Annotated in this window: 23 protein-coding genes and 2 tRNA genes; 20 read left to right on the forward strand and 5 right to left on the reverse strand. The window is 55.6% G+C overall.

Annotated features, from left to right (window positions below; translation table 11 throughout):
* The 6 genes from RZA33_RS00465 to nadA all read left to right on the forward strand — a co-directional run bounded on the left by RZA33_RS00465 (position 1) and on the right by nadA (position 4,456).
* The gene (locus RZA33_RS00465) at positions 1 to 951 is read left to right on the forward strand and encodes a ScpA family protein (protein WP_317505884.1); all 951 of its coding nucleotides are present in this window, start codon (positions 1 to 3) and stop codon (positions 949 to 951) included.
* The gene (gene scpB, locus RZA33_RS00470) at positions 948 to 1,802 is read left to right on the forward strand and encodes an SMC-Scp complex subunit ScpB (protein WP_317505885.1); all 855 of its coding nucleotides are present in this window, start codon (positions 948 to 950) and stop codon (positions 1,800 to 1,802) included. The genes RZA33_RS00465 and scpB overlap by 4 nt, the downstream gene beginning before the upstream one ends.
* Positions 1,789 to 2,664 (forward strand): 23S rRNA pseudouridine(2605) synthase RluB, encoded by an 876-nt coding sequence (gene rluB, locus RZA33_RS00475; protein WP_317505886.1) that lies wholly within the window; start codon positions 1,789 to 1,791, stop codon positions 2,662 to 2,664. Before scpB ends, rluB begins: the two co-directional genes overlap by 14 nt.
* Before the next feature lie 187 nt (positions 2,665 to 2,851).
* A tRNA-Lys gene (locus RZA33_RS00480) sits at positions 2,852 to 2,927 on the forward strand.
* A gap of 84 nt (positions 2,928 to 3,011) precedes the next feature.
* Positions 3,012 to 3,087 (forward strand) — tRNA-Lys (locus tag RZA33_RS00485).
* 340 nt (positions 3,088 to 3,427) lie between these two features.
* Complete coding sequence (gene nadA / locus RZA33_RS00490) at positions 3,428 to 4,456, forward strand: quinolinate synthase NadA (RefSeq protein ID WP_317505887.1); 1,029 nt, start codon at positions 3,428 to 3,430, stop codon at positions 4,454 to 4,456.
* 130 nt (positions 4,457 to 4,586) lie between these two features.
* On the opposite strand, the gene RZA33_RS00495 is transcribed toward nadA, so the two are convergent.
* Positions 4,587 to 6,050, reverse strand: a complete 1,464-nt coding sequence (locus RZA33_RS00495; RefSeq protein ID WP_317505888.1) for a M48 family metalloprotease — start codon at positions 6,048 to 6,050, stop codon at positions 4,587 to 4,589.
* A gap of 241 nt (positions 6,051 to 6,291) precedes the next feature.
* Between RZA33_RS00495 and RZA33_RS00500 the strand changes: the two genes are divergently transcribed.
* Positions 6,292 to 6,570 (forward strand): sulfurtransferase TusA family protein, encoded by a 279-nt coding sequence (locus RZA33_RS00500; RefSeq protein WP_317505889.1) that lies wholly within the window; start codon positions 6,292 to 6,294, stop codon positions 6,568 to 6,570.
* Complete coding sequence (locus RZA33_RS00505) at positions 6,567 to 7,673, forward strand: AI-2E family transporter (RefSeq protein ID WP_317505890.1); 1,107 nt, start codon at positions 6,567 to 6,569, stop codon at positions 7,671 to 7,673. Before RZA33_RS00500 ends, RZA33_RS00505 begins: the two co-directional genes overlap by 4 nt.
* A gap of 50 nt (positions 7,674 to 7,723) precedes the next feature.
* On the opposite strand, the gene RZA33_RS00510 is transcribed toward RZA33_RS00505, so the two are convergent.
* A complete protein-coding gene (locus tag RZA33_RS00510) occupies positions 7,724 to 8,194 on the reverse strand; it encodes a peroxiredoxin (RefSeq protein WP_317505891.1) in 471 nt (156 codons plus the stop codon).
* Between the two features lie 297 nt (positions 8,195 to 8,491).
* Between RZA33_RS00510 and dapA the strand changes: the two genes are divergently transcribed.
* The 3 genes from dapA to purC all read left to right on the forward strand — a co-directional run bounded on the left by dapA (position 8,492) and on the right by purC (position 11,184).
* The gene (gene dapA, locus RZA33_RS00515; RefSeq protein WP_317505892.1) at positions 8,492 to 9,376 is read left to right on the forward strand and encodes a 4-hydroxy-tetrahydrodipicolinate synthase; all 885 of its coding nucleotides are present in this window, start codon (positions 8,492 to 8,494) and stop codon (positions 9,374 to 9,376) included.
* Between the two features lie 77 nt (positions 9,377 to 9,453).
* Positions 9,454 to 10,437, forward strand: coding sequence for an outer membrane protein assembly factor BamC (gene bamC, locus RZA33_RS00520; RefSeq protein ID WP_317505893.1), 984 nt, complete (start codon positions 9,454 to 9,456; stop codon positions 10,435 to 10,437).
* A gap of 30 nt (positions 10,438 to 10,467) precedes the next feature.
* On the forward strand, positions 10,468 to 11,184 hold the full coding sequence (purC, locus tag RZA33_RS00525) for a phosphoribosylaminoimidazolesuccinocarboxamide synthase (protein WP_317505894.1): 717 nt from the start codon (positions 10,468 to 10,470) through the stop codon (positions 11,182 to 11,184).
* 18 nt (positions 11,185 to 11,202) lie between these two features.
* On the opposite strand, the gene tsaA is transcribed toward purC, so the two are convergent.
* On the reverse strand, positions 11,203 to 11,937 hold the full coding sequence (gene tsaA, locus RZA33_RS00530; RefSeq protein WP_317505895.1) for a tRNA (N6-threonylcarbamoyladenosine(37)-N6)-methyltransferase TrmO: 735 nt from the start codon (positions 11,935 to 11,937) through the stop codon (positions 11,203 to 11,205).
* 123 nt (positions 11,938 to 12,060) lie between these two features.
* Between tsaA and RZA33_RS00535 the strand changes: the two genes are divergently transcribed.
* A complete protein-coding gene (locus RZA33_RS00535; RefSeq protein WP_317505896.1) occupies positions 12,061 to 12,591 on the forward strand; it encodes a GNAT family N-acetyltransferase in 531 nt (176 codons plus the stop codon).
* 4 nt (positions 12,592 to 12,595) lie between these two features.
* Here RZA33_RS00535 and nadC read toward each other — a convergent pair whose 3' ends face one another.
* Positions 12,596 to 13,450 carry a carboxylating nicotinate-nucleotide diphosphorylase gene (nadC, locus tag RZA33_RS00540; protein WP_317505897.1) on the reverse strand — a complete coding sequence of 285 codons (855 nt, stop codon included), beginning with the start codon at positions 13,448 to 13,450 and terminating at the stop codon, positions 12,596 to 12,598.
* 97 nt (positions 13,451 to 13,547) lie between these two features.
* Here nadC and ampD point away from each other — a divergent pair, with 97 nt between their 5' ends.
* From ampD to RZA33_RS00575, 7 genes are all read left to right on the forward strand, one after another.
* Positions 13,548 to 14,129 (forward strand): 1,6-anhydro-N-acetylmuramyl-L-alanine amidase AmpD, encoded by a 582-nt coding sequence (gene ampD, locus RZA33_RS00545; protein WP_317505898.1) that lies wholly within the window; start codon positions 13,548 to 13,550, stop codon positions 14,127 to 14,129.
* A gap of 397 nt (positions 14,130 to 14,526) precedes the next feature.
* Complete coding sequence (aceE, locus tag RZA33_RS00550) at positions 14,527 to 17,199, forward strand: pyruvate dehydrogenase (acetyl-transferring), homodimeric type (protein ID WP_317505899.1); 2,673 nt, start codon at positions 14,527 to 14,529, stop codon at positions 17,197 to 17,199.
* 58 nt (positions 17,200 to 17,257) lie between these two features.
* Positions 17,258 to 19,300: a pyruvate dehydrogenase complex dihydrolipoyllysine-residue acetyltransferase gene (gene aceF / locus RZA33_RS00555; protein ID WP_317505900.1), complete on the forward strand. Its 2,043-nt coding sequence runs from the start codon at positions 17,258 to 17,260 to the stop codon at positions 19,298 to 19,300.
* Between the two features lie 269 nt (positions 19,301 to 19,569).
* Positions 19,570 to 20,223 (forward strand): adenylate kinase, encoded by a 654-nt coding sequence (gene adk / locus RZA33_RS00560; RefSeq protein WP_317505901.1) that lies wholly within the window; start codon positions 19,570 to 19,572, stop codon positions 20,221 to 20,223.
* 121 nt (positions 20,224 to 20,344) lie between these two features.
* Positions 20,345 to 21,043: a tRNA (adenosine(37)-N6)-threonylcarbamoyltransferase complex dimerization subunit type 1 TsaB gene (tsaB, locus tag RZA33_RS00565; protein WP_317505902.1), complete on the forward strand. Its 699-nt coding sequence runs from the start codon at positions 20,345 to 20,347 to the stop codon at positions 21,041 to 21,043.
* Entirely contained in the window at positions 21,040 to 21,747 is a 708-nt protein-coding gene (locus tag RZA33_RS00570) for a class I SAM-dependent methyltransferase (RefSeq protein ID WP_317505903.1), read from the forward strand. The genes tsaB and RZA33_RS00570 overlap by 4 nt, the downstream gene beginning before the upstream one ends.
* Positions 21,748 to 21,775: 28 nt before the next feature.
* A complete protein-coding gene (locus RZA33_RS00575) occupies positions 21,776 to 22,894 on the forward strand; it encodes a phospholipase D-like domain-containing protein (RefSeq protein ID WP_317505904.1) in 1,119 nt (372 codons plus the stop codon).
* 3 nt (positions 22,895 to 22,897) lie between these two features.
* Here RZA33_RS00575 and RZA33_RS00580 read toward each other — a convergent pair whose 3' ends face one another.
* Positions 22,898 to 23,557: a YecA family protein gene (locus tag RZA33_RS00580; RefSeq protein ID WP_317505905.1), complete on the reverse strand. Its 660-nt coding sequence runs from the start codon at positions 23,555 to 23,557 to the stop codon at positions 22,898 to 22,900.
* A gap of 71 nt (positions 23,558 to 23,628) precedes the next feature.
* Here RZA33_RS00580 and RZA33_RS00585 point away from each other — a divergent pair, with 71 nt between their 5' ends.
* Positions 23,629 to 24,171 (forward strand): SprT-like domain-containing protein, encoded by a 543-nt coding sequence (locus RZA33_RS00585; protein ID WP_317505906.1) that lies wholly within the window; start codon positions 23,629 to 23,631, stop codon positions 24,169 to 24,171.
* The last annotated feature ends 99 nt before the right edge of the window (positions 24,172 to 24,270 follow it).

Below are 24,270 nucleotides of genomic sequence, written 5' to 3' on the forward strand. Positions count from 1 at the left end.
GTGAGCGAGACGCCAAGCACTACTGTTGATTTAGAAAGCCCTGATTCCGAACCCACCGAGCCAGTGGCGGCTTCGTTTGGGCGCCTGTTTAATGAGCCGATTACGCAAATGCCGGAGGATTTGTATATTCCTCCGGAAGCACTACGTGTCTTTTTAGAGACCTTTGAAGGCCCGCTGGATCTGCTGCTATACCTGATTCGCCGCCAAAACCTGGATATTCTGACTATCAATGTAGCGACCATCACTCACCAGTACATCGAGTACGTGGAGCTGATGAAGGCCATGGAGATCGAGCTGGCGGGGGAATACCTGTTGATGGCCGCCATGCTGGCTGAGATTAAGTCGCGCACCTTGTTGCCACGCCCGCCGAAGGCAGAGGGCGATGACGAGGAGGATCCCCGCGCTGAGCTTATCCGCCGACTGCAAGAGTACGAACGCCTGAAAGAGGCGGCCGAAACGCTCGATACGCTACCGCGCATGGGGCGTGACTGGTTCAGTGTGCAGGCGGGCCTGCCGCCGCTGGAGTCCCGTGTGATTCACCCGGAGGTGGAATTGGATGAATTGCTCAGCGCGCTCTCCGATATCCTCAGGCGCGCCGAGCTAGTGCAGGCCCACCAAATCAGTCGCGAGGTGCTCTCTACCCGCGAGCGCATGCTCAAGATTATGGAGAAGCTAAGTCATGACGACGCCCATCAGCGCTATACCCCCTTTGAAGCACTATTTACTTTAGAGGAGGGGCGCCCAGGCGTAGTGGTCACTTTTATGGCAATTCTTGAGCTAGCTAAAGAAGCCATGATTGAAATTGTCCAAAACGCCCCCCTGTCACCCATTCACGTGCGGGCGCGGCGCGCTGCCCTGACTGACGGCGAGGAGAGTGCTTTTGATGAGGGCGAGATAGAAGAAGATGCCTATGGCGAGTCCGCTTTTGAACCTGGCGAGGAGACGCCATGAGTAATGCTGTCACCGGGTTAGATGACATTATTTTAGACGACATTGTTGAAGCCGCATTGCTGGCCGCTGGCGAACCCTTACCCCTTGAACGCTTGGAGACACTCTTTCTTGAGCGCGAGTGCCCCCCGCGCAAAGAGCTTCGTGACATCCTTGAGCGTTTGCAGCAGCGCCATTCCGGCGGTGCGCTGGAGTTGCTGGAAACGGTCTCAGGCTACCAGCTGCGTATTCGCCCGCGGCTTTCCCAGTGGGTGTCACGGCTATGGGATGAGCGCCCCCAGCGCTACTCACGGGCGCTGCTGGAAACACTGGCGTTAATTGCCTATCGGCAGCCGGTTACCCGTGGGGACATTGAGGAGGTGCGTGGAGTCAGTGTGAGTAGCTCCATTATGCGCACCTTGGCAGAGCGCGGCTGGATTCGCGTAGTGGGCCACCGGGATGTGCCTGGGCGCCCAGCCGTATACGCGACCACGCGGAGCTTCTTAGACGATTTTGGGTTAAAAACCCTTGATGCATTGCCGCCCATGCACACGCTGGCAAGCTGGGACGAAAACGAAATACCTGAAGAACCGGGGATGACGAAGGATGCTGACATTCAGGAAAAAAATGACCCCGGTTCAGACGATGAAGCACTAGACGAAACGCTCAAAACGGTGCAGGATGCGCCACCCCAGAAAGAACAGATAACCTCGGCTGAACCAGCCGACACACACGCCGAGACGGCGTTAACCCAGCCGCTGAGCTTTGCCGATTTAGAAGCAAGGCTTGCGGCACGTGCGCAGCGCGCTGACGACGACAAGCGCGGGCGCACGCAGACTACCGATGAGAGGTCAGACGACCATGAGTCAGAGTGATAACACCACGCCGCCCACCAGCGAAAAGCTGCAAAAAGTCCTGGCCCGTGCAGGCCTAGGCTCGCGGCGTGAAATGGAAACGGCGATTTCCGCCGGCCGCGTTAAAGTTAATAACCAAGTCGCCAAGCTGGGCGACCGTGTTGAAGTCCGCGATAAAGTCAGTTTTGATGATCGTCCGGTGTCGCTGCGCCCGGAAGAAGAAGTGCCGCGCCGGGTGATTATGTACAACAAGCCGGAAGGCGAACTATGTACACGTAAAGACCCTGAAGGTCGGCGCACGGTGTTTGATCGCTTGCCGCGTCTTAAAGGTGAGCGTTGGATTGCGATTGGCCGTCTGGATATCAATACCAGCGGTTTGTTGCTGTTCACCACTGATGGTGAGTTGGCCAACCGCTTAATGCACCCCTCTACTCAGGTGGAGCGCGAATACGCGGTCCGTGTAATGGGTGAGGTAAAGCGCGAACATATCCTGGCCATGGTTGATGGCGTCATGCTCGAGGATGGGCCCGCTCGTTTTACCGATGTGCAAGAATTTGGTGGCGAAGGTATTAATACCTGGTTCCACGTGGTGATTCTGGAAGGACGTAACCGTGAAGTGCGCCGCTTGTGGGAGTCGCAAGGCCTTACGGTGAGTCGTTTGAAGCGCGTCCGTTATGGCAACATCTTTCTCGATAAGCGCGCTAAAGCCGGCGAATGGGTCGAACTTGCCCAGGATGAGGTGGATGATTTATCCACCCTGGCCAACTTGGAAGCACGCAAAGTGCCCGCCTTGACGCCGGATGAAAAGAATCGCTGGAATCGCGACAAGCATAAGCGCAAGCCCGTGCAAGCGATGCGTAAACCGAAAACCAAAGCGCGCTGAATAAAAAAAGGAAGACGTGCCCGGCGACGATTACCTGCCTGTGAAGGCGAAAAATTCCCGATCGGTAAGTAAGTATCTATCGGGTGCGTCAAGAGCTCATGGTGGTAGAGCCAAGTCGTTGGGAATCCACGGTAAAAAACACTTGCTCTCAAAAGGGTGCGCGAGTAGTATATGCATCCGTTCAGACGGGTCGTTAGCTCAGTTGGTAGAGCAGTTGACTTTTAATCAATTGGTCGCAGGTTCGAATCCTGCACGACCCACCATACAAGCCGCAAAAGTTTGCATGGTCCGCCGAAAAGTTGACGTATTGATGGCAACATGAACGTGTTAAATAGCAAAGTAAGTTTGGGTCGTTAGCTCAGTTGGTAGAGCAGTTGACTTTTAATCAATTGGTCGCAGGTTCGAATCCTGCACGACCCACCAAATTCAACGCCCTTGGCAGTTTGCTGCCAAGGGCGTTTTGCTATGCGCTTGAAAATCCTATTGTTGTGACAATCTGTTTGCAGTCGGCAGCAATTGCCCACCACAATGATCTAAAATAGTCCCCAAGATTTAAGATAGCGCCTAGGGTTTAATTTCTGACCCTGTAGGCTAAGATTTAATGTCGGTAACGCTTAACCAACAGCCGTGCCGATAAGTGGTAGGCCATCGCGAGAGACGCAGCGGCCCACCGCGCAAGCGAGCGGCGTTGGCGCTTATTGTGCCGATGTCGTGACCCAGTGTTTAACAGGGGGATTCCCTGTTCGTCACAGTGGTAGACACGATGACTATGATGACTACTCAAGCAGCGTTTGATACGCCGTTGCCCGTTGCGTATTGCCCGACCCGGATTCCCGCCGAAGACCAGGCTCGGGTTGAAGAAATTAAACGGCTGTTGAATGCTCATAATGCCGTATTAGTAGCCCATTACTACACCGATGATGCGATTCAACAACTAGCGGAAGAAACGGGGGGCTGTGTCGCCGACTCGCTAGAGATGGCGCGCTTTGGTGCCCGCCACGATGCCACCACCCTGGTGGTCGCCGGTGTTCGTTTTATGGGTGAAACTGCCAAGATCCTTTCGCCGGATAAGCGTGTGCTGATGCCCACCTTGGAGGCCACTTGTTCACTGGATATTGGCTGTCCTGCCGATGAGTTCAGTGCCTTCTGTGATGCCCACCCTGACCGCACCGTGGTGGTCTACGCCAATACCTCTGCAGCCGTTAAAGCACGGGCGGACTGGGTGGTGACCTCGTCGATTGCAGTCGAGGTGATTGAACACCTGCAGGCAAAGGGCGAGAAAATTCTGTGGGCCCCCGATAAGCATTTAGGTGGCTACATTCAGAACAAAACCGGCGCCGATATGTTGATGTGGGACGGTGCCTGCATCGTCCACGAAGAGTTTAAGGCCAAGGGTGTTGAGGATCTGAAGCGCCTTTATCCGGACGCGGCGGTACTGGTGCATCCCGAATCTCCTGAGCCTGTCGTAAGGCTTGCTGACGTGGCTGGCTCAACCTCGCAGTTGATCAAAGCGGCCAAGGCGCTGCCCAACGATAAGCTGATTGTGGCGACGGATCGGGGTATCTTTTTCAAGATGCAGCAGGCAGTGCCCAGTAAAACCCTGTTTGAAGCACCAACAGCCGGTAACGGCGCTACCTGTCGTAGCTGCGCCCACTGCCCGTGGATGGCCATGAACGCCCTGGATAATCTAGCCGGTGCGTTGCGTGAGGGAAGCGGTGAGATTCAGGTGGATGAAACTCTGCGCCTACAGGCTTTAAAGCCCCTTGAGCGGATGCTTAATTTTAACGCTTAGCGAGAAAAGATTAGCTGAATGTCATTGCGTAGAAGTGTCATTGCGAGCGAAGCGAAGCAATCTCGGAGCTCCTGCCTGCCGCCGCTGGTTGGGATTGCCGCGTCGCTGCGCTCCTCGCAATGACATAGGTTTAGTTAAAATCTTCCAGCGCTTCGCGATACTCAATAAAGTCCTCGCGGCGCTGCTCAATTCTTGCCAACGCCTGTTGATCATTTTCCCGCTCAGCGGCATCCCGCGCGATGGAGAGTTGACGGATGCCGCTATCGACGCGGCCGGTTAGCTGGAGATGCTCGGCTCGTGCTAAGTGGCCCCAGCTAACGTGCCCGCTGCGGCCAGCGGCTTCAGCCAACAGGTTGAAGCCGAGAGGGTTTTGCGGATGCTGCGCCGTGATGTCGCGCAATAGGTCGTAAGCCACCTGAGGGTCGCGCTGAAGCTGCGCTTCGGCCAATAGTAGCTGAGCTGGCAGATAGTTGGGCATAAACCGCAGCAGTCGCTGGCTGCGCTGGATGGTCTCATCATAGCGGCCTGCTTCTAGCGCAACGCTTGCGGCAGAGGCGGGCAGCATGGCAAAGTCGGGCTGTTCACGGGCAAGCCTGTCCAGGCGCTGCAAGGCACTATCGGTTTGGCTGTTGCGCGCGTCAATCAATGCGGCTAAATAGTCCTGAGCGGCTTGCTCGGCATCTTCTTGGGCAAGGCGCGAGGCGGCTTGCTCAGGTGTGTTGGCATGAATGCTGAGCAGTGCACGGGCGCGCATCATGTCGTAGAGCGTGTCGCTAGTGTAAGCGTCGGCAACTTGAAGCTGGGCGGCGCGGTCCTGCGCCGACGTTAAACGGCTATTGGTGACCGGGTGGGTGAGCAAGAACTCTGGTGGGGTGTCGCCCTGAAGGCGAGCCATACGCTGCATCGCTGCGAACATGCGCACCATTGCTTCGGGGTCATAACCGGCATCCGCCATGGCTTGCAGACCGATGTTGTCAGCTTCTTGCTCAAACAGTCGCGAGTAGCTGAGTTGGTCCTGAATCAACGCTGCTTGGGAGCCCATGGCCGCGGCTATGCCCGCGTCACCACCACCGCTTGCGGCAATCAGCATGCCGGCTAGCATGCCCGCCATGGCGGGCAGCTGGGTTTGTGCGGCGCGTGCGCTGCGCCGGGCATAGTGGCGCTGAGAGAGGTGGCCTAATTCGTGCGCTAAGACCGAAACAAAGGCCCCTTCATCTTCAGCGAATGCAAACAGCCCTGAATTAATGCCGACGATGCCACCAGGAACGGCAAAGGCGTTCAGCGAGCGGTTGTCGACCATCACCGTGGTTGTGCGCAGATTATCTATTTGGCTATGCGGTGCGAGGCGGGCAATAAGGCTGTCCAGGTAATCGCTTACAATCGGGTCTTGCCACTGGGGGGCTTGAGCACGAAACTGGCGTAACCACGCGCGGCCTAGACGATATTCTTCGTTGCTGACAGACGTGGAGACGGCACCCAGGCTGGGCAGGCCGTCAACATTGTTGGCGATGCTTGGCGGGCTGAATGCTAGGCTGCTGCAGGCACAGGCAAGCGCGCATAGCCAGCCGGAGTAAGCGAAACGAAGTGTCGGCATGGCATCCTCATCGGTGATGGCTAGACTACGACATTGATTACGGCGCAGAAGTGCCGTTAAATCGACGCCCTAGTGAAAACAATCGCTCAATAGTCAGTTTATGTTGCAAGATTGATTAAGCAATGTTGATACAAATATGTTTGTGCAACGGTGTCCATGCAGTCAGTTTATGTAACCCGTTTATATAACACCATTTATAAATCCATGCCGTGAACAGGCAGGGCATTTTGAGGGAGTAGCTATGTCTGAGCAAAGATGGTCTGAGCAAGCTGGGGGCTTTCAGCCCGATACGGTACTTGACGCGAGCGGCCTGCACTGTCCGTTGCCCTTGTTAAAAGCCAAGCAAGCCTTGGCTGGCTTGGCGGTTGGGCAGCTGCTTGAGGTACGTTCAACCGATGCAGGATCGTGGCGGGATATGGCGTCGTTCACCGATCAGAGCGCACACACACTGGAAGGCCGCGAACAGCAGGATGATGTGTATGTTTATTGGATACGTAAAGCCGGGGATGCGCGCCCATGACCCTGCGCACGATTCTGAAAAGCTGGGTTGAGCGTTACTTTTCGGATGAGGAAGCACTCATTCTGTTGGTTGTGCTGGTGGCAGGCTTTGCGGCCATTATCTTATTTGGTCGTATGTTGGCGCCGTTTTTTACCGCCCTGGTGATCGCGTTTCTGCTCCAAGGTGTCGTGGGGGCGTTAACACGGCGAGGTCTTCCACACCTACTCTCGGTGATTATTGTATTTCTGGCGTTTATCAGTGTACTGCTAACATTAGCCTTTATTTTGATGCCACTGATTTGGAATCAGCTTGTGGGGCTGGTTCAAGAGACGCCACGCATGTTCGCCAGTGGCCAGGGATGGTTGGATGAGTTGCAGGCGCGCTACCCAAACATTATTACGCCGGATCAGATGCAAAGTTGGATAGGCGTAGCAAGTCGCGAGATTAGCCAGTTAGGCCAGCGTGCCTTAACGCTGTCGCTAGCCTCGTTGGGTAATATTATGGCGCTGATTATCTATTTAGTACTGGTGCCAATTCTGGTCTTTTTTATGCTCAAAGACCGTGACGTGCTGGTCGGTTTTATGCTTTCGCTACTACCTCAAAAGCGGACGCTTTTAGCGCGAATTTGGCGTGAAATGGATAATCAAATTGCCAACTATATCCGCGGTAAATTCATTGAAATTATCATTGTGGGTACGGTGGCGTTCTTCACCTTTGCCTTCTTTGGCCTGCCGTATACGGCGCTGTTGGCGGTTTTAGTGGGTTTTTCGGTGCTGGTGCCCTACATAGGGGCGGCGGTGGTAACGTTGCCCGTAGCTGCCGTGGCCGGGTTCCACGTTGGTATTAGCGATGAATTTGTTTACATTTTGGTAGCTTACGGTGTGATTCAAGCGCTAGATGGCAACGTATTAGCGCCGGTTTTATTTTCCGAAACCAATAATATTCACCCAGTATCCATTATCGTAGCGGTGCTGTTCTTTGGCGGCATTTGGGGCTTTTGGGGTATTTTCTTTGCGATCCCCCTGGCCACGCTTTTGAAAGCGCTGATTTACGCATGGCCGCGGAGTATTAATGAGCGGCAAGAACAGCGGGCCTTGCAAGCCACAGCTGAGGAGTATGAGTAACCCGCATTAAGCGCCCGCGCTGCGCCATCAGCGCGGGCAAAAAAGGTTAGCTAAGCGTTAAGTTGTTCAGCAGCGGCGAGCACTTCATCAACGTGGCCTGGCACTTTTACGCCACGCCATTCTTTAACTAATTTGCCGTTTTTATCGATCAGGAAAGTACTGCGCTCGATACCCTGATGTTCTTTACCGTACATTTTCTTCGTTTTGATGACATCGAAGAGCGAGCAGACATTTTCGTCTTTGTCGGAGATTAGCTCGAAATTAAAGTCCTGTTTGGCTTTAAAGTTCTCCTGGGCGCGGAGGCCATCGCGGGAGACGCCGATAATCACCGTGTTGGCGGCATCAAAAGCGGGCTTGCGGTCTCGGAAATCACCGCCTTCGGTGGTACAGCCTGGCGTGCTGGCTTTGGGGTAAAAGTACACCACGACTTGTTGGCCGCGCAGGTCTGACAGCGTCACGGTGGTGTCGCCAGTGGCCGTAGCGGAAAAATCAGCAACGGGTTGGCCAATTTCAACAGACATAAGGCATCCTTATTGAGGGTGGGTGTTAAGTTGGAGTGTTAGGGTGGATTACTAAGTACGATTACACGCAAGACAGATGCTGTTGTCAAAGCTCAAAACTGGGTGGCGATAAACTCACAGCGCTTTACGCTGTACAGGCTTGGGTCGCCTGAGTACCATTTGGCCTCTGCGCAGTGTCGGCGTTTAACGTAAAATAGCCTGATCGCGCTCGGCTTTGAAAAAGCGTCGCCTTTAAAGACGTCGCATTCAAAGACATAGATAATCGATATCACACTTTGGTTGGTGAGGAATAAACGGATGATCACAGGCAGCATCGTCGCCCTGGCGACGCCTATGAAGGTCAATGGCGACATCGACTGGGAGGCGCTTCGCCGTCTGGTGAACTTTCATCTCGACAATGGCACCGATGCCATTGTAGCAGCGGGCACCACGGGCGAACCTACCACCATGTCCTTCGCGGAGCACTTTGACGTGATTCGCAGCGTGGTTGAAGAAGTTAATGGTCGCATTCCTGTCATCGCGGGCACCGGGGCCAACGCGACTTCGGAGGCGGTTGAGCTGGCGCGCTACGCGGGCGATGTAGGGGCCGATTACTGCTTGTCAGTTTGTCCTTATTACAATAAACCGACGCAAGAAGGGTTGTATCAGCACTTTAAAGCGGTCGCCGAGGGCAGCAAACTGCCGGTAATTTTGTATAACGTGCCGGGGCGTACCTGCTCCGATTTATACAACGAAACAGTCTTACGCTTAGCCGAAGTAAAAAATATCATTGGTTTAAAAGATGCCACAGGGAACCTGGAGCGTGCGGAAGATCTAATTACCCGCTTAGAGGGCAGTGGTTTTATGCTCTACTCTGGCGACGATGCGACCGCCTGCGACTTTATGTTGATGGGTGGTCACGGCGATATCTCCGTAACGGCTAACGTTGCTCCCCGGGCGATGCACGACCTGTGCACGGCAGCCGTAGCCGGTGATTCCGATAAAGCGCACCAGATTAATACCCGCTTAATGCCGCTGCACACCAATCTGGGTATAGAGTCGAATCCTATCCCAGTGAAGTGGGCGCTGAACCGTATGGGATATGCGGACGCGGGTATTCGTCTACCGCTTACCTGGTTGTCGGAAAAATACCACGCCACGGTCAGTGAAGCGCTGCAGCTGGCGGGCGTCGTAGAGGAGTAACCCGGCGCCATACCCTTTGTTACCCAGTTCGCGTATAGCTGAGCTGGGTATCTGATTTGCTGAATTAAGGTGGCTTGATGAGCTCTGTGCTTGAAAAACGTGCGCTTAAATGGATTCCGCTGGCTCTTGCCGCGGCTGTGGCGCTCTCTGGTTGCGCGCGGGAAGGTTTTTACGACGACCGTAATTTGGACTATACCAAGGCTTCGCCTGCGCCGCCTTTGGTATTGCCAGAGACCCGCAATACCCAGCGCTACCGTGACGCGCTGCCGGTTCCTCAAGCCGCTACCCAAGTGGAACGGATTGACGAAGCGGCAGAGATTCGCCCGCCACAGTCGCTTGCTATTGGCAGTGGCTTAGAGCCTGATTACGTTGAGCGACGCGAAGTCGGTGATCAAACATGGCTAGTGGTGGCTGCCGACACCGGCACAGTTTGGCCACAGCTTGAAGGGTTTGTGCGCACTCGCCAGTTGAATGTGCTGCAGAGTAGTGCTTCCCAGGGCGTTATCGTCACGCCTCAGGCGGAAATAAGCCTACAAAGTGCATTGCGTGCAGGTAGCAGCGAAGTCCGCTGCGAGCGCGGCGGTCAAAGCATGCCTAGCTGCCTAGATGCGCTGGAAAGCCACCTGAACGCGCGCAGTGCATCTGCCAGCTTGTCTTCTTCCTGGACCGCTCAGCGCTTAACCAATGAGCAAGCGATGCAAATTCGACAGCAAGGTGACGAGTGGGAAGTCGTTATACCGCAGCCGATCGATCGCGTATGGGCTGAGTTGAATCACTACCTTGAGCTCGATTTTAGCCAGGAAGGTCAGCGTGACTTGCTTGCCGCCGACCCCAATGCTCACGAGTTCCTGGTTGAATATATGACCGAAACCGAGCGCAACCGTAACCCGCTGCAGATCGTGTTCAGCGCGGATGTTCGCAAGATGTCACAAGAGATCCGTCTTGCCTTGGAAAGCAGCGGCAACGAGACGATTTTGCGCGCCATTAATGCCAGCGAGCGGGCCTTCAGCGCCGATGATCAGCGCGAGTTACTTGAACGTGTCTCCGGCTATTTACGTTAACTGTTAATTTTGATCCTTTACGGAGTCCCCATGGAAAAGCGCCAAGAACTCTACGCCGGCAAGGCGAAATCTGTGTATACCACCGACGATGCGGATTTGTTGGTGCTGACTTTTCGCGATGACACCAGTGCCTTTGACGGTAAAAAGAAAGAGTCGCTGGCCCGTAAGGGGATGGTCAATAATATCTTTAACGCCTTTATTATGCAGCGGCTGCAGGAAGCGGGTATTCCCACCCACTTCGAAAAGCAGCTGTCCGATACGGAAAGTCTGGTCAAGAAGATGCAGATGATTCCGGTGGAGTGTGTGGTGCGTAATATCGCCGCCGGTGGCTTGGTCAAGCGTCTAGGCGTTGAAGAGGGCATGACACTCAACCCGCCTACCTTCGAGCTGTTCTTAAAGAATGACGACAAAGGCGACCCGATGATCAACGAGTCGCTGGCGGAGACCTTTGGTTGGGCAACCCCCGAACAACTGGCCAAAATGAAACAATTAACCTTTAAGGTTAACCATATCCTCAAAGCGCTGTTTGCCGAGGGCGATATGCTACTGGTGGATTACAAGCTGGAGTTTGGCATCTTTAAAGGCGAGGTCGTGCTGGGCGATGAATTTTCCCCAGACGGCTGTCGTCTATGGGATGCCAACACCCGTGAGAAGCTCGATAAAGACCGCTTCCGTCAAGGATTGGGCGGTGTGATTGAGGCGTATGAAGAAGTTGGTCGCCGTTTGGGCATTACCTTCCCCGCTTAAGCCGCCAGGCTTGTGCCATCATTCGGCGTAAGGTTCGATAGCCATCACCTCTAAGGTGGTGGCTTCGCCTTTTTGGCGAGGGCAAAACTTAACGTCCACATCGCGCAAACGAACGCCGTAAACACGATTAGACGCGGTATTTTTTTGCTTGTAGGCAGGCCTCGGGTCTTGGCTCAGTACCTGCTCAATTAATGCCAGCAGGGTGGCGCTGTCTTGGCGCTGGGCAAGCGTAGCCAGTGCCTCTGGAAGGAAGGTGACCTCCATGACTGACGGTGTCTCAGGGGCAAAACCGGCCTGGGCGCTAGGCTGCGATTCGGCCCAGGGGAGGTAGGGTTTGATGTCAACGACCGGCGTGCCGCTGACTAAATCGCAACCCAATAGCTGCAAAACGACGCCTTGCTGGGTATCGATGCTGGCTAATTTCACCAGCGATAACCCCAGCCGGTTAGGGCGATGGGTGCTACGGCTGGCAAACACGCCTACCTTACGGTTGCCGCCCAAGCGCGGTGGGCGCACTAACGGCGACCAGCGCTCAGGGCTTTGGTGAAATATAAAGGTTAGCCATAGATGGCTAAAGTCTTCCAAGCCGCGCACTGCCAGCGGATCATTGTAGGGTGCAGTGAGTACTAGCCTGGCATTGGCAGCGAGTGCGAGTCCCGGCTGGCGAGGAATGCCGAACTTATCTGGGTAATCGCTAACCACATAACCAATGGGTGTCAGCGTAAAGTGCTCGCTGTGGGGGGCATCGTCCATCACACTGCCTTTTACGGGGGGTGGTTCGCGTAGTATAAAGCAGCCGATAGGCTTAGCGTGACCCATCAGGGCGTGATCGAACGGGTCTTGATGGCAATTTGCTGAATAGCTCAGAGGTGAAGCATGACGAATACCGAGGCGCTTCAAACGTCGATGCCAACGAATGCGCGGGTAATGTATCGCGCTGCAATGGCAAAGGATGCTGCCGACCAAGCGGAAGTGTTTTATCACGCTGTCATGCAGGGAGCCGCGACTCACTACACGCTGGATGAGCGGCGTGCGTGGGCAAACGCCTTACCCCGAGAGGCAAGTGCCTGGGCCGTACGCCAAGCGCTCTACACCACGTTGGTCGCCACCTACGATGGGCGCTGTGTGGGGTTTCTCGAGTTGGATTTAGCCGCCGGTCGGATTGAGACACTTTATGTATGGCCCTCGCTGGCCGGTCGCGGGATCGGCACCACGCTGCTGGTGCACGCCGAGCGGTTGCTGCTCGAACAGGGCAAGGGGCAGGTAACAATAGAGGCCAGTTTGATGCTCTATGATCGCCTGTTGCGCCGTGGCTGGGAGAACCACGGCGAGCAGTGGGTGGAGCGCTGCGGTGAGTCACTCAAGCGTTATCGGCTTTCCAAGCCGCTTTATGCCGTCGAGACGTAATCAATCACACGCGATAGCTGCGCGTAATGCGCATGGAGAGATCAATCGAGGCGATGTCTTTGGTCAGGGCGCCGCTGGAAATACAGTCAACGCCGGTGTCGGCGATTGCCCGTAGGGTAGTGGCATCGACATTGCCTGAGGCCTCTAATGTGGCGCGGCCGCCGTTAATTTCGACGGCAACATGCAGGTCTTCAATGGCGAAGTTGTCGAGCATGACAATATCGGCACCCGCCGCCAGCGCTTGGTCTAGCTCTTCAAAGGTTTCTACTTCTACCTCCACGGGTAGGTCGCTGGCCAGCTTGCGCGCCAGGGCAACTGCTGCTTGAATCCCCCCACAGGCGGCGATATGGTTCTCTTTGATCAAAAAAGCGTCCCATAAACCGATACGGTGGTTGTGCCCGCCGCCGCAGGTAACCGCATATTTTTGTGCCAAGCGCATGCCGGGTAGCGTTTTGCGGGTATCGAGCAAGCGCACACCGGTGCCTTCAATCGAGTCCACGTAAGCGCGGGTAGCGGTGGCGGTGGCCGACAGCGTTTGCAGCAGGTTAAGCGCTGCGCGCTCACCGGTGAGTAGGACGCGGGCGGGGCCTTCCAGGGTCAAAAAGCATTGGCCAGCTTCCAGCTTATCGCCGTCGGCCGCTTGCCAGTTTAGACTTACCCGGCTATCCAGACGGCGAAATAGTTCATCCACCCAGGGCGCCCCGCATAGCACGGCGGCTTCACGGGTAATCACATCGGCGCTGGCCCATTGGTGCTCAGGGATCAATTGCGCGGTAATATCACCCGGGCCAACGTCTTCTGCCAGTAGGCGAGCAGCACTGGCGCGGATTTCTTCAGCAAGAGCGGATTGATAATGCATAGCAGTGAATTCTCTCAACGTCGTCGAGTGTGATGGGCATCGCGTTCATTATAGCGAAAGAAAGCGCTAGCTTAGAGAGTTAGAGGAGACCGTGCTCATGGAAAATAAACAAACCTCTGACGGTTGGTGGGAAAACGCACGCCGTGTCGAGTCGCCGAACTGTGACGCTCGGCCCGCCGACGAAGTGTCGCTGTTACTCATTCACGCGATAAGCCTCCCCCCAGGTCAGTTTAGCGGGGCAGCGATTGAGGCGCTGTTTACCAATCAACTGGCAATCAATGAGCATCCTTTTTTTGCCGATATTGCCCATTTGCGTGTATCGGCACATTTGCTGATCCGCCGTGACGGTGAGTGTGTGCAGTTTGTGGATGCGGATCAGCGCGCTTGGCATGCCGGTCGCTCTTGCTGGTGGGATGCGCAACAAACCTGCTGGCGAACGGCGTTAAACGATTTCTCGGTAGGGATTGAGCTGGAAGGAGACGACCATACACCCTTCACTCAATCACAATATAGCGCTTTGGTTGAGGCGGTAAACTGGCTAATGGCACGCTATCCGCAGCTGAATAGTACGCGCATTGTCGGCCATGCGCACGTGGCGCCACTGCGTAAAACCGACCCAGGGTTTGCGTTTGACTGGGCCTATTTTCGGCAATGTTTGGAACATAAAATGTCCCGCTAGCGTCGATTTAAGTGCTTATCTACACAGTAAATAAAACGGTAGTTTGACTACACCGCAGCGCACCTTGGTCGTGCTGATGAATGTGGTGGTGCTTGTCTTCGTTATTCCTTATGTTGCGGTGCAATAGTTTGTTTTCGATAGGCTTTTTGGCAGCTACGGAATTGGCAGCGTGGCGACTTTGCGGTATCTTCTCGGGTATTAAACAAGTTATTTTAATACATTTGTGTAGCTTTACTACATTAAGACGTACGTAGCTTATTGAATGTAGGGCTAAAACCCCTATCCGGCGATTAATCACCGGCTGAATGTTGGCGCGCGGTGGAGTTCCACCCCGCCGCCCCAGGCCCTTCAGGGTAGCGGGGCTTATTGTCATTTATCGTCATTCGGAGAGACCTCTATGAGTCTGGAGACAAGAGAAGATCTCGATCCGATCGAAACCACGGAATGGATTGATTCCCTGGAATCGGTATTGGATCGTGAGGGCGAAGATCGTGCCCGCTACCTGATGACCCGCCTGGCGGATCGCCTGCGCCGGGACGGCATGAAGGTGCCCTTCTCGGTGACGACCCCGCACCGTAATACGATCCCGGTTCACCGCGAAGCGCCGATGCCTGGCGATTTGTTCATGGAGCGTCGTATCCGCTCTCTGATCCGTTACAACGCCATTGCCCAGGTGATTCGTAACAACCGTGCCAAGCCGGGCCTGGGCGGTCACATTGCCAGCTTTATGTCCGCGGCAACCCTATATGACGTGGGCTTTAACCACTTCTTCCGCGCGCCGCAGGGCGATTTCGCTGGTGACCTGATTTATATCCAGGGGCATGTGGCGCCAGGCATCTACGCGCGTTCCTATTTGGAAGGCCGTCTGAGCGAAGCACAGATGGACAAGTTCCGCCAGGAAGTTGATGGCGATGGTCTCTCTTCCTACCCGCACCCGTGGCTGATGCCGGATTACTGGCAGTTCCCCACTGTGTCGATGGGGCTTGGCCCGATTCAGGCGATCTATCAAGCGCACGTGATGAAGTACCTGCATCACCGTGAGCTGAAGGACATGTACGACCGTAAGATCTGGTGCTTTATGGGTGACGGCGAGTGTGACGAGCCGGAATCCTTAGGTGCTATTTCATTGGCGGGGCGCGAAAATCTCGACAACCTGATCTTCGTCATTAACTGTAACCTGCAGCGCCTTGACGGGCCGGTGCGCGGTAACTCACGGGTCATGGACGAGTTTGAAGGCGTCTTCCGCGGTGCCGGCTGGAACGTGATCAAGGTCGTGTGGGGTCGTCACTGGGATCCGCTGTTCGAGAAGGATAAGAAGGGTATCCTTCAAAAGCGTATGGACGAAGCGGTCGACGGCGAGTACCAGAACTACAAAGCCAACGGCGGCGCGTATACCCGTGAGCACTTCTTCGGTAAATACCCAGAGACCGAGCAGATGGTCAAAGACCTTTCTGACGAGGACATCTGGAAGCTTAACCGCGGCGGCCACGATCCGTTCAAGGTTTACGCAGCGTATAACGAGGCAGTCAACACCTCGAACGGCAAGCCCACGGTTATCCTGGCGCACACCGTTAAAGGTTACGGTATGGGCAGCGGCGATGGCGAAGCGGCCAACGAAGCGCACCAGGTTAAGAGCATGGAATACGAGGCGCTTAAGACCTTCCGCGATCGCTTCGGTATTCCGTTAACCGACGAGCAGCTCAAAGAAGTGCCGTACTACAAGCCGGAAGACGATTCTCCCGAGCTCAAGTACATGCATTTGCAGCGTGAACGTTTGGGTGGCTACTTGCCTAGCCGCCAGAGCGACTTTGATGCGTTGGAGATCCCCAGCCTCGAAGACAAAACCTTTGCGTCGCAAATGGGCGGCTCAAGAGGCCGCGAAGTGTCGACCACCATGGCCTTCGTACGCGTACTCACCGGCTTAGTGAAAGATAAGCAACTAGGCAAAAAAGTGGTGCCGATTATCCCCGACGAGGCACGTACCTTCGGTATGGAGGGCATGTTCCGTCAACTGGGTATTTATACCTCGGAAGGGCAGAAGTACGAGCCGGTCGATAAAGGCCAGATTATGTTCTACCGCGAGGATCAGAAAGGTCAGATCCTCGAAGAGGGCATTACCGAAGCAGGTGCTATGTCGGCGTGGATCGCCGCGGCGACCTCCTATAGCAACAACAACGTCACGCTGTTGCCGTTTTACGTCTATTACTCGATGTTTGGCTTCCAGCGCATTGGCGATTTGGCTTGGGCGGCGGGCGACCTGCAGGCGCGTGGCTTTATGGTCGGCGGCACAGCAGGGCGCACCACGCTAAACGGCGAAGGCTTGCAACACCAGGATGGCCACAGCCTGATTCAGGCCTCGACCATTCCCAACTGCCGCAGCTATGACCCGACGTATGCCCATGAAGTGGCGGTCATTATCCAGGATGGTCTGAAGCGCATGTTCACCGACAAGGAGAACTGCTTCTACTACCTGACGGTGATGAACGAGAACTACGAGCACCCTGCGCTTGAAAACGTACCCGCCGACGATATCGTCAAAGGTATGTACTTACTGCGCGAAACCCAGGGTGACAAGGGTCGCGTTCAGTTGCTCGGTTCGGGCACTATTCTGCGCGAAGTGGAAGCCGCCGCTGAGCTGCTCGAGAACGATTGGGGTATCGGCGCTGATATCTGGAGCGTCACCAGCTTTAACGAGCTGCGCCGTGAAGCGCTGTTGCTGGACCGTGAAGCCTTCCTGAGCCCGGACGCCGAGGCCAACAAGCCTCACGTCACTAAATGCTTGGAAGGCCGTGACGGGCCGGTGATCGCGTCTACCGACTACATGAAGTTGTATGCTGATCAAGTGCGTGCCTGGGTGCCGGGTGACTACACTGTATTGGGTACCGATGGCTTTGGCCGTTCAGACACCCGCGAGAAGCTACGTTACTTCTTCGAAGTAGATCGCTACTTCGTCACTGTAGCAGCACTACGCGCGTTGGCTGATCGTGGAGACATTGATCGCAAGCTTGTCGGCGAAGCGCTGAAAAAATACGGCATTGATGCCAATAAGCCTAACCCGCTGACTAGCTAAACCGCTGCCCGGTGGGCACTTGCCCGCCGGCTCGATCCGATTTGGAAGGAGCGCGACCTTGAGTAGCGAAATCATCAAAGTTCCCGATATCGGTGGCGATACCGATGTCGAAATCATCGAGATTGCGGTGTCAGAAGGCGACGTCATTGAAGCGGAAGACACCCTAATCACGCTGGAATCCGACAAAGCCAGCATGGACGTACCGGCCCCGAAAGGCGGCAAGGTGCTCAAAGTGCTGGTCAAAGAGGGCGATAGCGTCTCTGAAGGGGACGATATCGTTGAGCTGGAAGTCGAAGGGGGCGGTGACGAGAAACAAGAAACCTCGTCTGACAGCCAGCCCGAAGAAGCCCCAGCGAAACAAGAAAAACCGAAAGAGCCGTCTCAAGGGCAGCCGCAAGAGCAGAAGCCTGCGGCTAAAAAGTCAGCGGGCGGTAAGCAAACGGTTGATATCAAAGTGCCTGATCTTGGCGGCTCTGATAGCGTCGAAATTATCGAAGTCGCGGTCAGCGAAGGCGATGAGGTCGAAGCCGAAGACACCCTGATCACTCTGGAGTCTGATAAAGCCTCCATGGATGTGCCCAGCCCCCATGGCGGCAAAATCGTCAGCTTCACTGTGAAAGAAGGCGACACGGTTTCTGAAGGCGATGTCATCGGTAAGATGGAGATCGCAGGCGAAGGCGGAGACGAAAGCGAAGACGCGCCGCAAGAGAGCGCCTCTTCAGAGCCGTCCTCTAACCAAGCCAGCAGCGAGCCGGAAGAAGCGGCTGAAGATGATCAGGAAGAAGCCGCTAGCGGCGAGCCGGAGCGCAAAGAGATTCGCGTACCGGATCTTTCTGGTGCTTCTGACGTGCCGATTATCGAGATCGGCGTAGCGGCGGGTGACGAGGTCAACGAAGAAGACCCGCTCATCACTCTAGAGTCTGACAAAGCCTCTATGGACGTGCCGAGCCCCTATAAAGGCAAGCTCCTGGAGCTGACCGTAAAAGAGGGTGACACCGTCTCTGAAGGCGATGTGATTGGCTATATGGAAGTCGCTGGCGCCAAAAAAGCGACACCGAAAAAAGCCGCACCCGAAAAATCTGAGCCTAAAAAAGAGCAGCCGAGCAAGCCTGCTGAGTCGCCGGCAGGTACGCCTAGCCCCGAAGCTCAGATGGCGTCCCACAAGCCGCGAGATGGCAAATTGGTGCACGCTGGGCCTGCGGTGCGCATGTTGGCCCGCGAGCTGGGTGTCGACTTGGGGCTAGTGAAGCCCAGCGGCCCGAAAGACCGCGTGCTCAAAGAGGACGTGCAGAGCTATGTGAAGCAAGCGGTTGCCAAGCAGGATAAAGCCCAGCCCAGCGCTGCAGCTGCGGCCACCGGTGGTGCGGGTATTCCGCCAATCCCGGAAGTCGACTTCAGCCAGTTTGGTGACGTGGAAGAAAAACCCATGGGGCGTCTGCTCAAGATGGGCGCGACCAACCTGCATCGCAGCTGGGTGAACGTGCCCCACGTTACCCAGTTCGACGAAGCGGACATCACCGAGCTGGAAGCTTTCCGCAAGGCGATGAAGGCCGAAGTAGAAGCCCAGGGTGCCAAGCTGACGCCGCTACCCTTTATGGTCAAGGCCTGTGCCTTTGCGCTGCGCAAATTCCCGCAGTTCAATGTCAGCTTGAAAGGCGATGGCGACACTATGGTATGGAAAGATTACGTCCATATCGGGGTTGCTGTGGACACGCCCGATGGCCTGATGGTGCCCGTAGTACGCGATGCCGATAAAAAATCCTTGATCGAGATTGCCAAGGAGATGGCGGAGTTAGGCAAGAAAGCCCAGACGAAAAAGCTTAAACGCGACGAGATGACCGGCGGCTGCTTTACTATTTCGAGCCTCGGTTCGATTGGTGGTACAGCGTTTACGCCGATTGTTAACGCGCCAGAAGTGGCTATTTTGGGCGTGTCTAAAGCCCAAATGAAGCCGGTGTGGGACGGCAGTGCCTTCCAGCCACGCCTGATGATGCCGCTGTCGCTTTCGTATGATCACCGAGCGATTAACGGCGCTGACGCAGCACGCTTCACTGCCTTCCTGGCTGATGTACTGACCGATATTCGTCGTTTACTGCTTTAATGGGTAGCGATGCGCTTTCACAAGCGGCGCCCTTCGGGGCGCCGCTTGTGTTTGCTAACTTGTATTTGCTAAATAGTTAGCAGGGCGACCAAAGTGGTAGTTTTAGGGCATTTGGCTGTTTTAATTTAAAAAAATTGAAATAAAAGCGGGCCTCTCAGGCTTTTGGGGAGTTGTGCCGCTTGAGAGGCGCGGTTATTGTCAGTTAACAGAATACCCATACTCATTTTTCAACCTCTTTTTACATACTAAGAACTTCAAGGAGCAGTGCCATGCGTTTAATCCTTTTGGGTGCCCCCGGCGCGGGGAAGGGGACTCAAGCTCAGTTTATTTGCGAGCGATTCAAGATTCCTCAGATTTCCACCGGGGATATGCTGCGCACGGCCATTAAAGAAGGCACTGAGCTGGGCCTAAAAGTAAAAGAAATCATGAACAGCGGTGGCTTGGTGTCCGACGACATCATCATTGACTTGGTTAAAGAGCGTATCAGCCAGCCGGACTGCGCGAATGGCTTTTTATTCGATGGCTTTCCGCGCACGATTCCGCAAGCTGATGCCATGAAAGAGGGTGGCGTTAAGCTGGACCACGTCGTCGAAATTGCCGTACCTGATGAAGAAATCGTCAATCGTTTGGCGGGTCGCCGTGTGCACCAGGCCTCGGGCCGGATTTATCACGTTGAGCACAATCCCCCCAAAGAGCCGGGCAAGGATGATGTGACCGGTGAAACGTTGGTCCAACGGGAAGACGATCAAGAGTCCACCGTGCGTAACCGGCTGTCGGTTTACCACGAACAAACCGCACCGCTGGTGGATTACTACAAGCAGTGGGCGGCGCAAGATCCTGAAAATGCCCCTCAGTATCACCGTATTGATGGCGTGGGCAGCGTGACGGATATCACTCGCCAGGTAAAAGAAGCGCTTAACTGATTAATACGCTTAGCTAAAAACGTTTTACACCTTTGCCGATGGCCCGCTTAATGCGGGCCATCGTCGTGTTAGCCTGACAAAGGTATAATGTCGCAATCTTTCTTTCGAGTGGCCGTTTGCTATGCCGTTACATCTGCTTGCCCTGGACGCTTCTTCAAGCGCCTGCTCTGCAGCCCTACTGCGCCAAGACGATGCGGGCACTACGTGTCTGGCGCGTTTTGAGATGACGCCGCGGGCGCATACTCGTCGTCTTATGCCGATGATTGATGCGGTGCTTGCCGAAGCGCAAGTGTCCGTCACTCAGCTTGATGCCGTGGCCTTTGGCCGTGGGCCGGGTTCGTTTACCGGGTTGCGTATTGCTGCGGGGGCCGCCCAGGGGCTAGCGTTTGGACTGGACTGCCCGCTGCTGGGGGTTTCAACCTTAGAAGCCTTGGCCCTTCAGGGGCATCGTCGTTACCACCTCCGCCATGTCGTCACGGCGCTAGATGCCCGTATGGGCGAAGTCTATGTCGCCACCTGGCACTGCCTGAAAGATACCATCACGCCGATGAGCGCTGAAGCAGTGCTTGCCCCTGGGGCGCTACGCTTGCCCGGCGATGAAACCGACTGGGTAGGCGTGGGCAGCGGCTTTACGCTGTGGGAGCAATTCTCCACCGATGTGCAGTTGAATATGCCCCAGTCCTTAAATGATCTTGAGCCGCGAGCTGAAGAAATGGCGTGGCTGGCGGCGCGCGATTTTGCCGCTGGGTTGGGGCAGGCGGCGCACTTGGTTCAGCCGGTTTACCTGCGCAACGACGTGGCCTGGAAAAAGCCGGCATGACGTTAACGGTTGGAACGACGTTGCCTGCCGAGCTTGCGTTAACGCAGCAGGGCGATCGGCTAGTGTTGGTGGGTGATGAAGCGCGCTATGGCAAACCGCTGAGCGTCGATTTTGTCGCTGGCAAAGCCGCTCATCGGCGCCAGTTTGGCGGCGGGCGAGGGCAGTTAGTTGCCAAGGCCTGCGGGCTAGCCAAGGGCGTGACACCGAGCGTTGTCGATGCCACGGCGGGGCTGGGCCGGGATGCATTTGTGTTGGCGAGTTTGGGCGCTCAGGTGCTGCTTATTGAGCGAGTCGCGGCGATTGCAGCGTTGCTGGAAGATGGCCTGAAACGCGCCTCCAGGCATGGCGACACGGCAGAGATTGCCGCCCGTATGACGCTGCGCCACGGCGATGCCGCTTACTCCCTGGCGGCATTGGTCGCCAGCGCCAATTTTAGCCCTCAGGTGATCCATCTAGACCCCATGTTCCCCCATCGTGACAAATCGGCACTGGTAAAAAAAGAGATGCGCCTGTTTCGCCAGCTGGCCGGCGACGATAACGATGCCCCACGGCTGCTTGAGGCGGCGTTGGATGTGGCGACTCACCGGGTAGTGGTTAAACGCCCTCGTAAGGCACCGCCCATTATTGGCCCCGCCCCGCAACACACGCTAGAGGGCAAAACCAGCCGCTACGATTTGTATGTTCATCGTTCATTAGTACGCTAGCTCATCAGTGGCAATGCAAGGAGCATCCATGCAGAACGTGTGGCGAAAAGGCAATCAATTTACCCTGCTGCCAGAAGCCACTCGGTTTCTGCCCGCTATGTTTGAGGCAGTTAATGCCGCCGAGCACTATGTACTGCTAGAACTCTACCTGATGGAATCGGGTCAACTTGCGGATCAAGTCAGTAACGCTTTGATTGGCGCTGCCCAGCGTGGCGTATGTGTCTGCCTACTGCTCGATGGCTACGGCACCATGGGGCTAGCCAGCGATGACCGCCAACGCCTCCAGCAAGGCGGTGTGCAGCTACGTTTTTTTAACCCCATAGGTTTTCACTCCCTGGCCCGTAACCTGAGCCGCGATCATCGTAAAATATTAGTGATTGATGGCGAGCTGGCATTCACCGGTGGTTTTGGCGCTGTGGATGAGTTTCTCAACGCTTGGTACGAAATTGCTTTGCGTATTGATGGGCCGGTGGTGGCCGATTGGGAGCGGCTGTTTCGGCAGCTGTGGCGTTCGCGGCTCACCCGCGGCGAAAAGCGAGCAGGCGTAATGACGCTGCCCGAACAGCGCAAGCCGCAAGTGTATGCCAATGGCGTAATGGGTCGAGCAATGTCAGCACGCGGCTACCGCTATCAAGCGATTCGCCATTCGCTGCATTACCGGGTTAGCCACTGTACTCAGTGTCTGTGGTTGTGTACGCCCTATTTTGTGCCCACTTTTGCGCTGCGTCGTCGCTTGGTTCGGGCGGCGCGGCGTGGCATTGACGTTCGCCTGCTGTTGCCGGGGACAAAGCATGATCATCCTGGTGTTCGTTTTGCCAGCCAGCGTTTTTATCACTCGATGCTCAAGGCCGGGGTGCGTATTTTTGAGTTTCAACCAACCTTTATTCATGCCAAATTTGTGCTTGCCGATGAGTGGGTAAGCATTGGTTCGTGTAATTTTGATCATTGGAATTTGCACTGGAATCTGGAAGCGAACCAAGAGGTGGTCGACCGCCAGCTGGCAGGTGAAATACGCACATTGTTTGAGCGAAACTTTGCCACCAGCCAGGAAGTGGACGCCACCGCTTGGGCCGCGCGGCCATGGAAGCAGCGCGCCCGAGAATGGATCTATGGCGTCCTGGATGCGCTGATCATGCGGTTAAGATAGTGCCTAGCGTTTTTTGCCTTTTGATGGTGTCTTCTTGCGTGGCTTGGGTTTGGGGGTTTCCGGCGGTACGCGATAGTGCAGGTAAAGATCCAGCACCAATTCCGGCAGCTGCACGACTAGCGACTCCTGGCGGGGCTGATCCTTGGCAAGTTCGGCCATGTCCGGTTCATCGTCGAACAATCCAGAGAGCAGCATAAACGGCAGCAGCAGTGTGGCGGCGGCCTCCTCGTCGTCTTGGAACCAGGCGCTTTCGTCGCTGAAAACGCCCTCCATAAAGCCTGCGCACCAGTCGCCGATAGGGGTATCCTCAGCGGGCTCCCCGCCCAGGGTTAACTCAAAAGGCAATTCCGGTAAGCCGCCTTGCTCCAGAACGGAGACGGCATTGTCACGCAAGCTTGTTAGCAGCGTGATAATCTCATCCTGCTCAGCGGCATCGGCGTAGCGGGGCTCGCCCTGAAACAGCTCCGCCAGCCACTGGGTAGCCGGTACTTCGCTAGGGGCCACCGCCAGCGCGACTAAAAAGCCATGCGCTGAAATCAGATCCAGGGCGTCTTCATCCACTTGATCGGAAGCTAAGAAGTCGTCCAGTCTATCCAGCTGCTCGTCGTCCAGCAGTGGCTGGGGTGGCGTGTTTGTGTCGGGGGTGTCGCTACGCTCTGCCATGCGTTAAGCCTCGTCAATGCGAATCGGTAACTATCAGTCAATCTCTACTCATAACGGCTAGTTTATCACTAATGAAGACGTCACCTCTGCCCTCGTGGCCAGCGGCTGAACTGGCCGCTATGACACACGACGATTTACATCAAACCGCGCGGGTTCGCGTCGAGCAAGCCTGGCGGCGTTGCCTTGAGGTGAGCCCAGGGCTGCCGCAGCCCCTAGTGTGGCTGGATTTGCGCGGCGCCTCGGCCGGGCAGGCGCACCTGGGCCGCGGCGGCATACGCCTGAATCCTGTGTTGCTGAGTGAAAACCGTATGGCGTTTTTCGATGAGGTGATTCCCCACGAGATGGCTCACTGGCTAGTGTTTCACTTAGCGAATGGGGCGCGCTTGAAGCCTCATGGTCGTGAATGGAAAACGGTGATGCGTGACTTGTTTGGCCTGACTCCCAGCGTGACCCATCGTTTTGATATTCGCCAAGCGCAGCCAGCGCCCTATCGCTATCAGTGTGGCTGCCGTACGCACCACTTTACCCAGCGGCGTCATACTTTAGTGGTGAGTGGGCGCCACTATCGGTGTCGGTATTGCGCTAAGACCTTGGTCTATACACCCGATAAGTAGTCTTTTTTAGTGTATAAATTGCTGTTTTTTAAATAAAAAGTGGTAATACCAATGTCTAAAGGGAAGGCCGTGCGAGGAGGGTTATGCTAGGAGAACATT

This window comes from Halovibrio sp. HP20-59 (assembly GCF_033052795.2).
Classification (GTDB): Bacteria; Pseudomonadota; Gammaproteobacteria; order Pseudomonadales; family Halomonadaceae; genus Vreelandella.

Excerpts from the sequence above, each read along its gene's own strand:
- scpB (WP_317505885.1), top strand. The coding sequence starts at position 948 with ATGAGTAATGCTGTCACCGGGTTAGATGACATTATTTTAGACGACATT.
- rluB (WP_317505886.1), top strand. The coding sequence starts at position 1,789 with ATGAGTCAGAGTGATAACACCACGCCGCCCACCAGCGAAAAGCTGCAA.
- nadA (WP_317505887.1), top strand. The coding sequence starts at position 3,428 with ATGACTATGATGACTACTCAAGCAGCGTTTGATACGCCGTTGCCCGTT.
- RZA33_RS00495 (WP_317505888.1), bottom strand. The coding sequence starts at position 6,050 with ATGCCGACACTTCGTTTCGCTTACTCCGGCTGGCTATGCGCGCTTGCC.
- RZA33_RS00500 (WP_317505889.1), top strand. The coding sequence starts at position 6,292 with ATGTCTGAGCAAAGATGGTCTGAGCAAGCTGGGGGCTTTCAGCCCGAT.
- RZA33_RS00505 (WP_317505890.1), top strand. The coding sequence starts at position 6,567 with ATGACCCTGCGCACGATTCTGAAAAGCTGGGTTGAGCGTTACTTTTCG.
- RZA33_RS00510 (WP_317505891.1), bottom strand. The coding sequence starts at position 8,194 with ATGTCTGTTGAAATTGGCCAACCCGTTGCTGATTTTTCCGCTACGGCC.
- dapA (WP_317505892.1), top strand. The coding sequence starts at position 8,492 with ATGATCACAGGCAGCATCGTCGCCCTGGCGACGCCTATGAAGGTCAAT.
- bamC (WP_317505893.1), top strand. The coding sequence starts at position 9,454 with ATGAGCTCTGTGCTTGAAAAACGTGCGCTTAAATGGATTCCGCTGGCT.
- purC (WP_317505894.1), top strand. The coding sequence starts at position 10,468 with ATGGAAAAGCGCCAAGAACTCTACGCCGGCAAGGCGAAATCTGTGTAT.
- tsaA (WP_317505895.1), bottom strand. The coding sequence starts at position 11,937 with ATGGACGATGCCCCCCACAGCGAGCACTTTACGCTGACACCCATTGGT.
- RZA33_RS00535 (WP_317505896.1), top strand. The coding sequence starts at position 12,061 with ATGACGAATACCGAGGCGCTTCAAACGTCGATGCCAACGAATGCGCGG.
- nadC (WP_317505897.1), bottom strand. The coding sequence starts at position 13,450 with ATGCATTATCAATCCGCTCTTGCTGAAGAAATCCGCGCCAGTGCTGCT.
- ampD (WP_317505898.1), top strand. The coding sequence starts at position 13,548 with ATGGAAAATAAACAAACCTCTGACGGTTGGTGGGAAAACGCACGCCGT.
- aceE (WP_317505899.1), top strand. The coding sequence starts at position 14,527 with ATGAGTCTGGAGACAAGAGAAGATCTCGATCCGATCGAAACCACGGAA.
- adk (WP_317505901.1), top strand. The coding sequence starts at position 19,570 with ATGCGTTTAATCCTTTTGGGTGCCCCCGGCGCGGGGAAGGGGACTCAA.
- tsaB (WP_317505902.1), top strand. The coding sequence starts at position 20,345 with ATGCCGTTACATCTGCTTGCCCTGGACGCTTCTTCAAGCGCCTGCTCT.
- RZA33_RS00570 (WP_317505903.1), top strand. The coding sequence starts at position 21,040 with ATGACGTTAACGGTTGGAACGACGTTGCCTGCCGAGCTTGCGTTAACG.
- RZA33_RS00575 (WP_317505904.1), top strand. The coding sequence starts at position 21,776 with ATGCAGAACGTGTGGCGAAAAGGCAATCAATTTACCCTGCTGCCAGAA.
- RZA33_RS00580 (WP_317505905.1), bottom strand. The coding sequence starts at position 23,557 with ATGGCAGAGCGTAGCGACACCCCCGACACAAACACGCCACCCCAGCCA.
- RZA33_RS00585 (WP_317505906.1), top strand. The coding sequence starts at position 23,629 with ATGAAGACGTCACCTCTGCCCTCGTGGCCAGCGGCTGAACTGGCCGCT.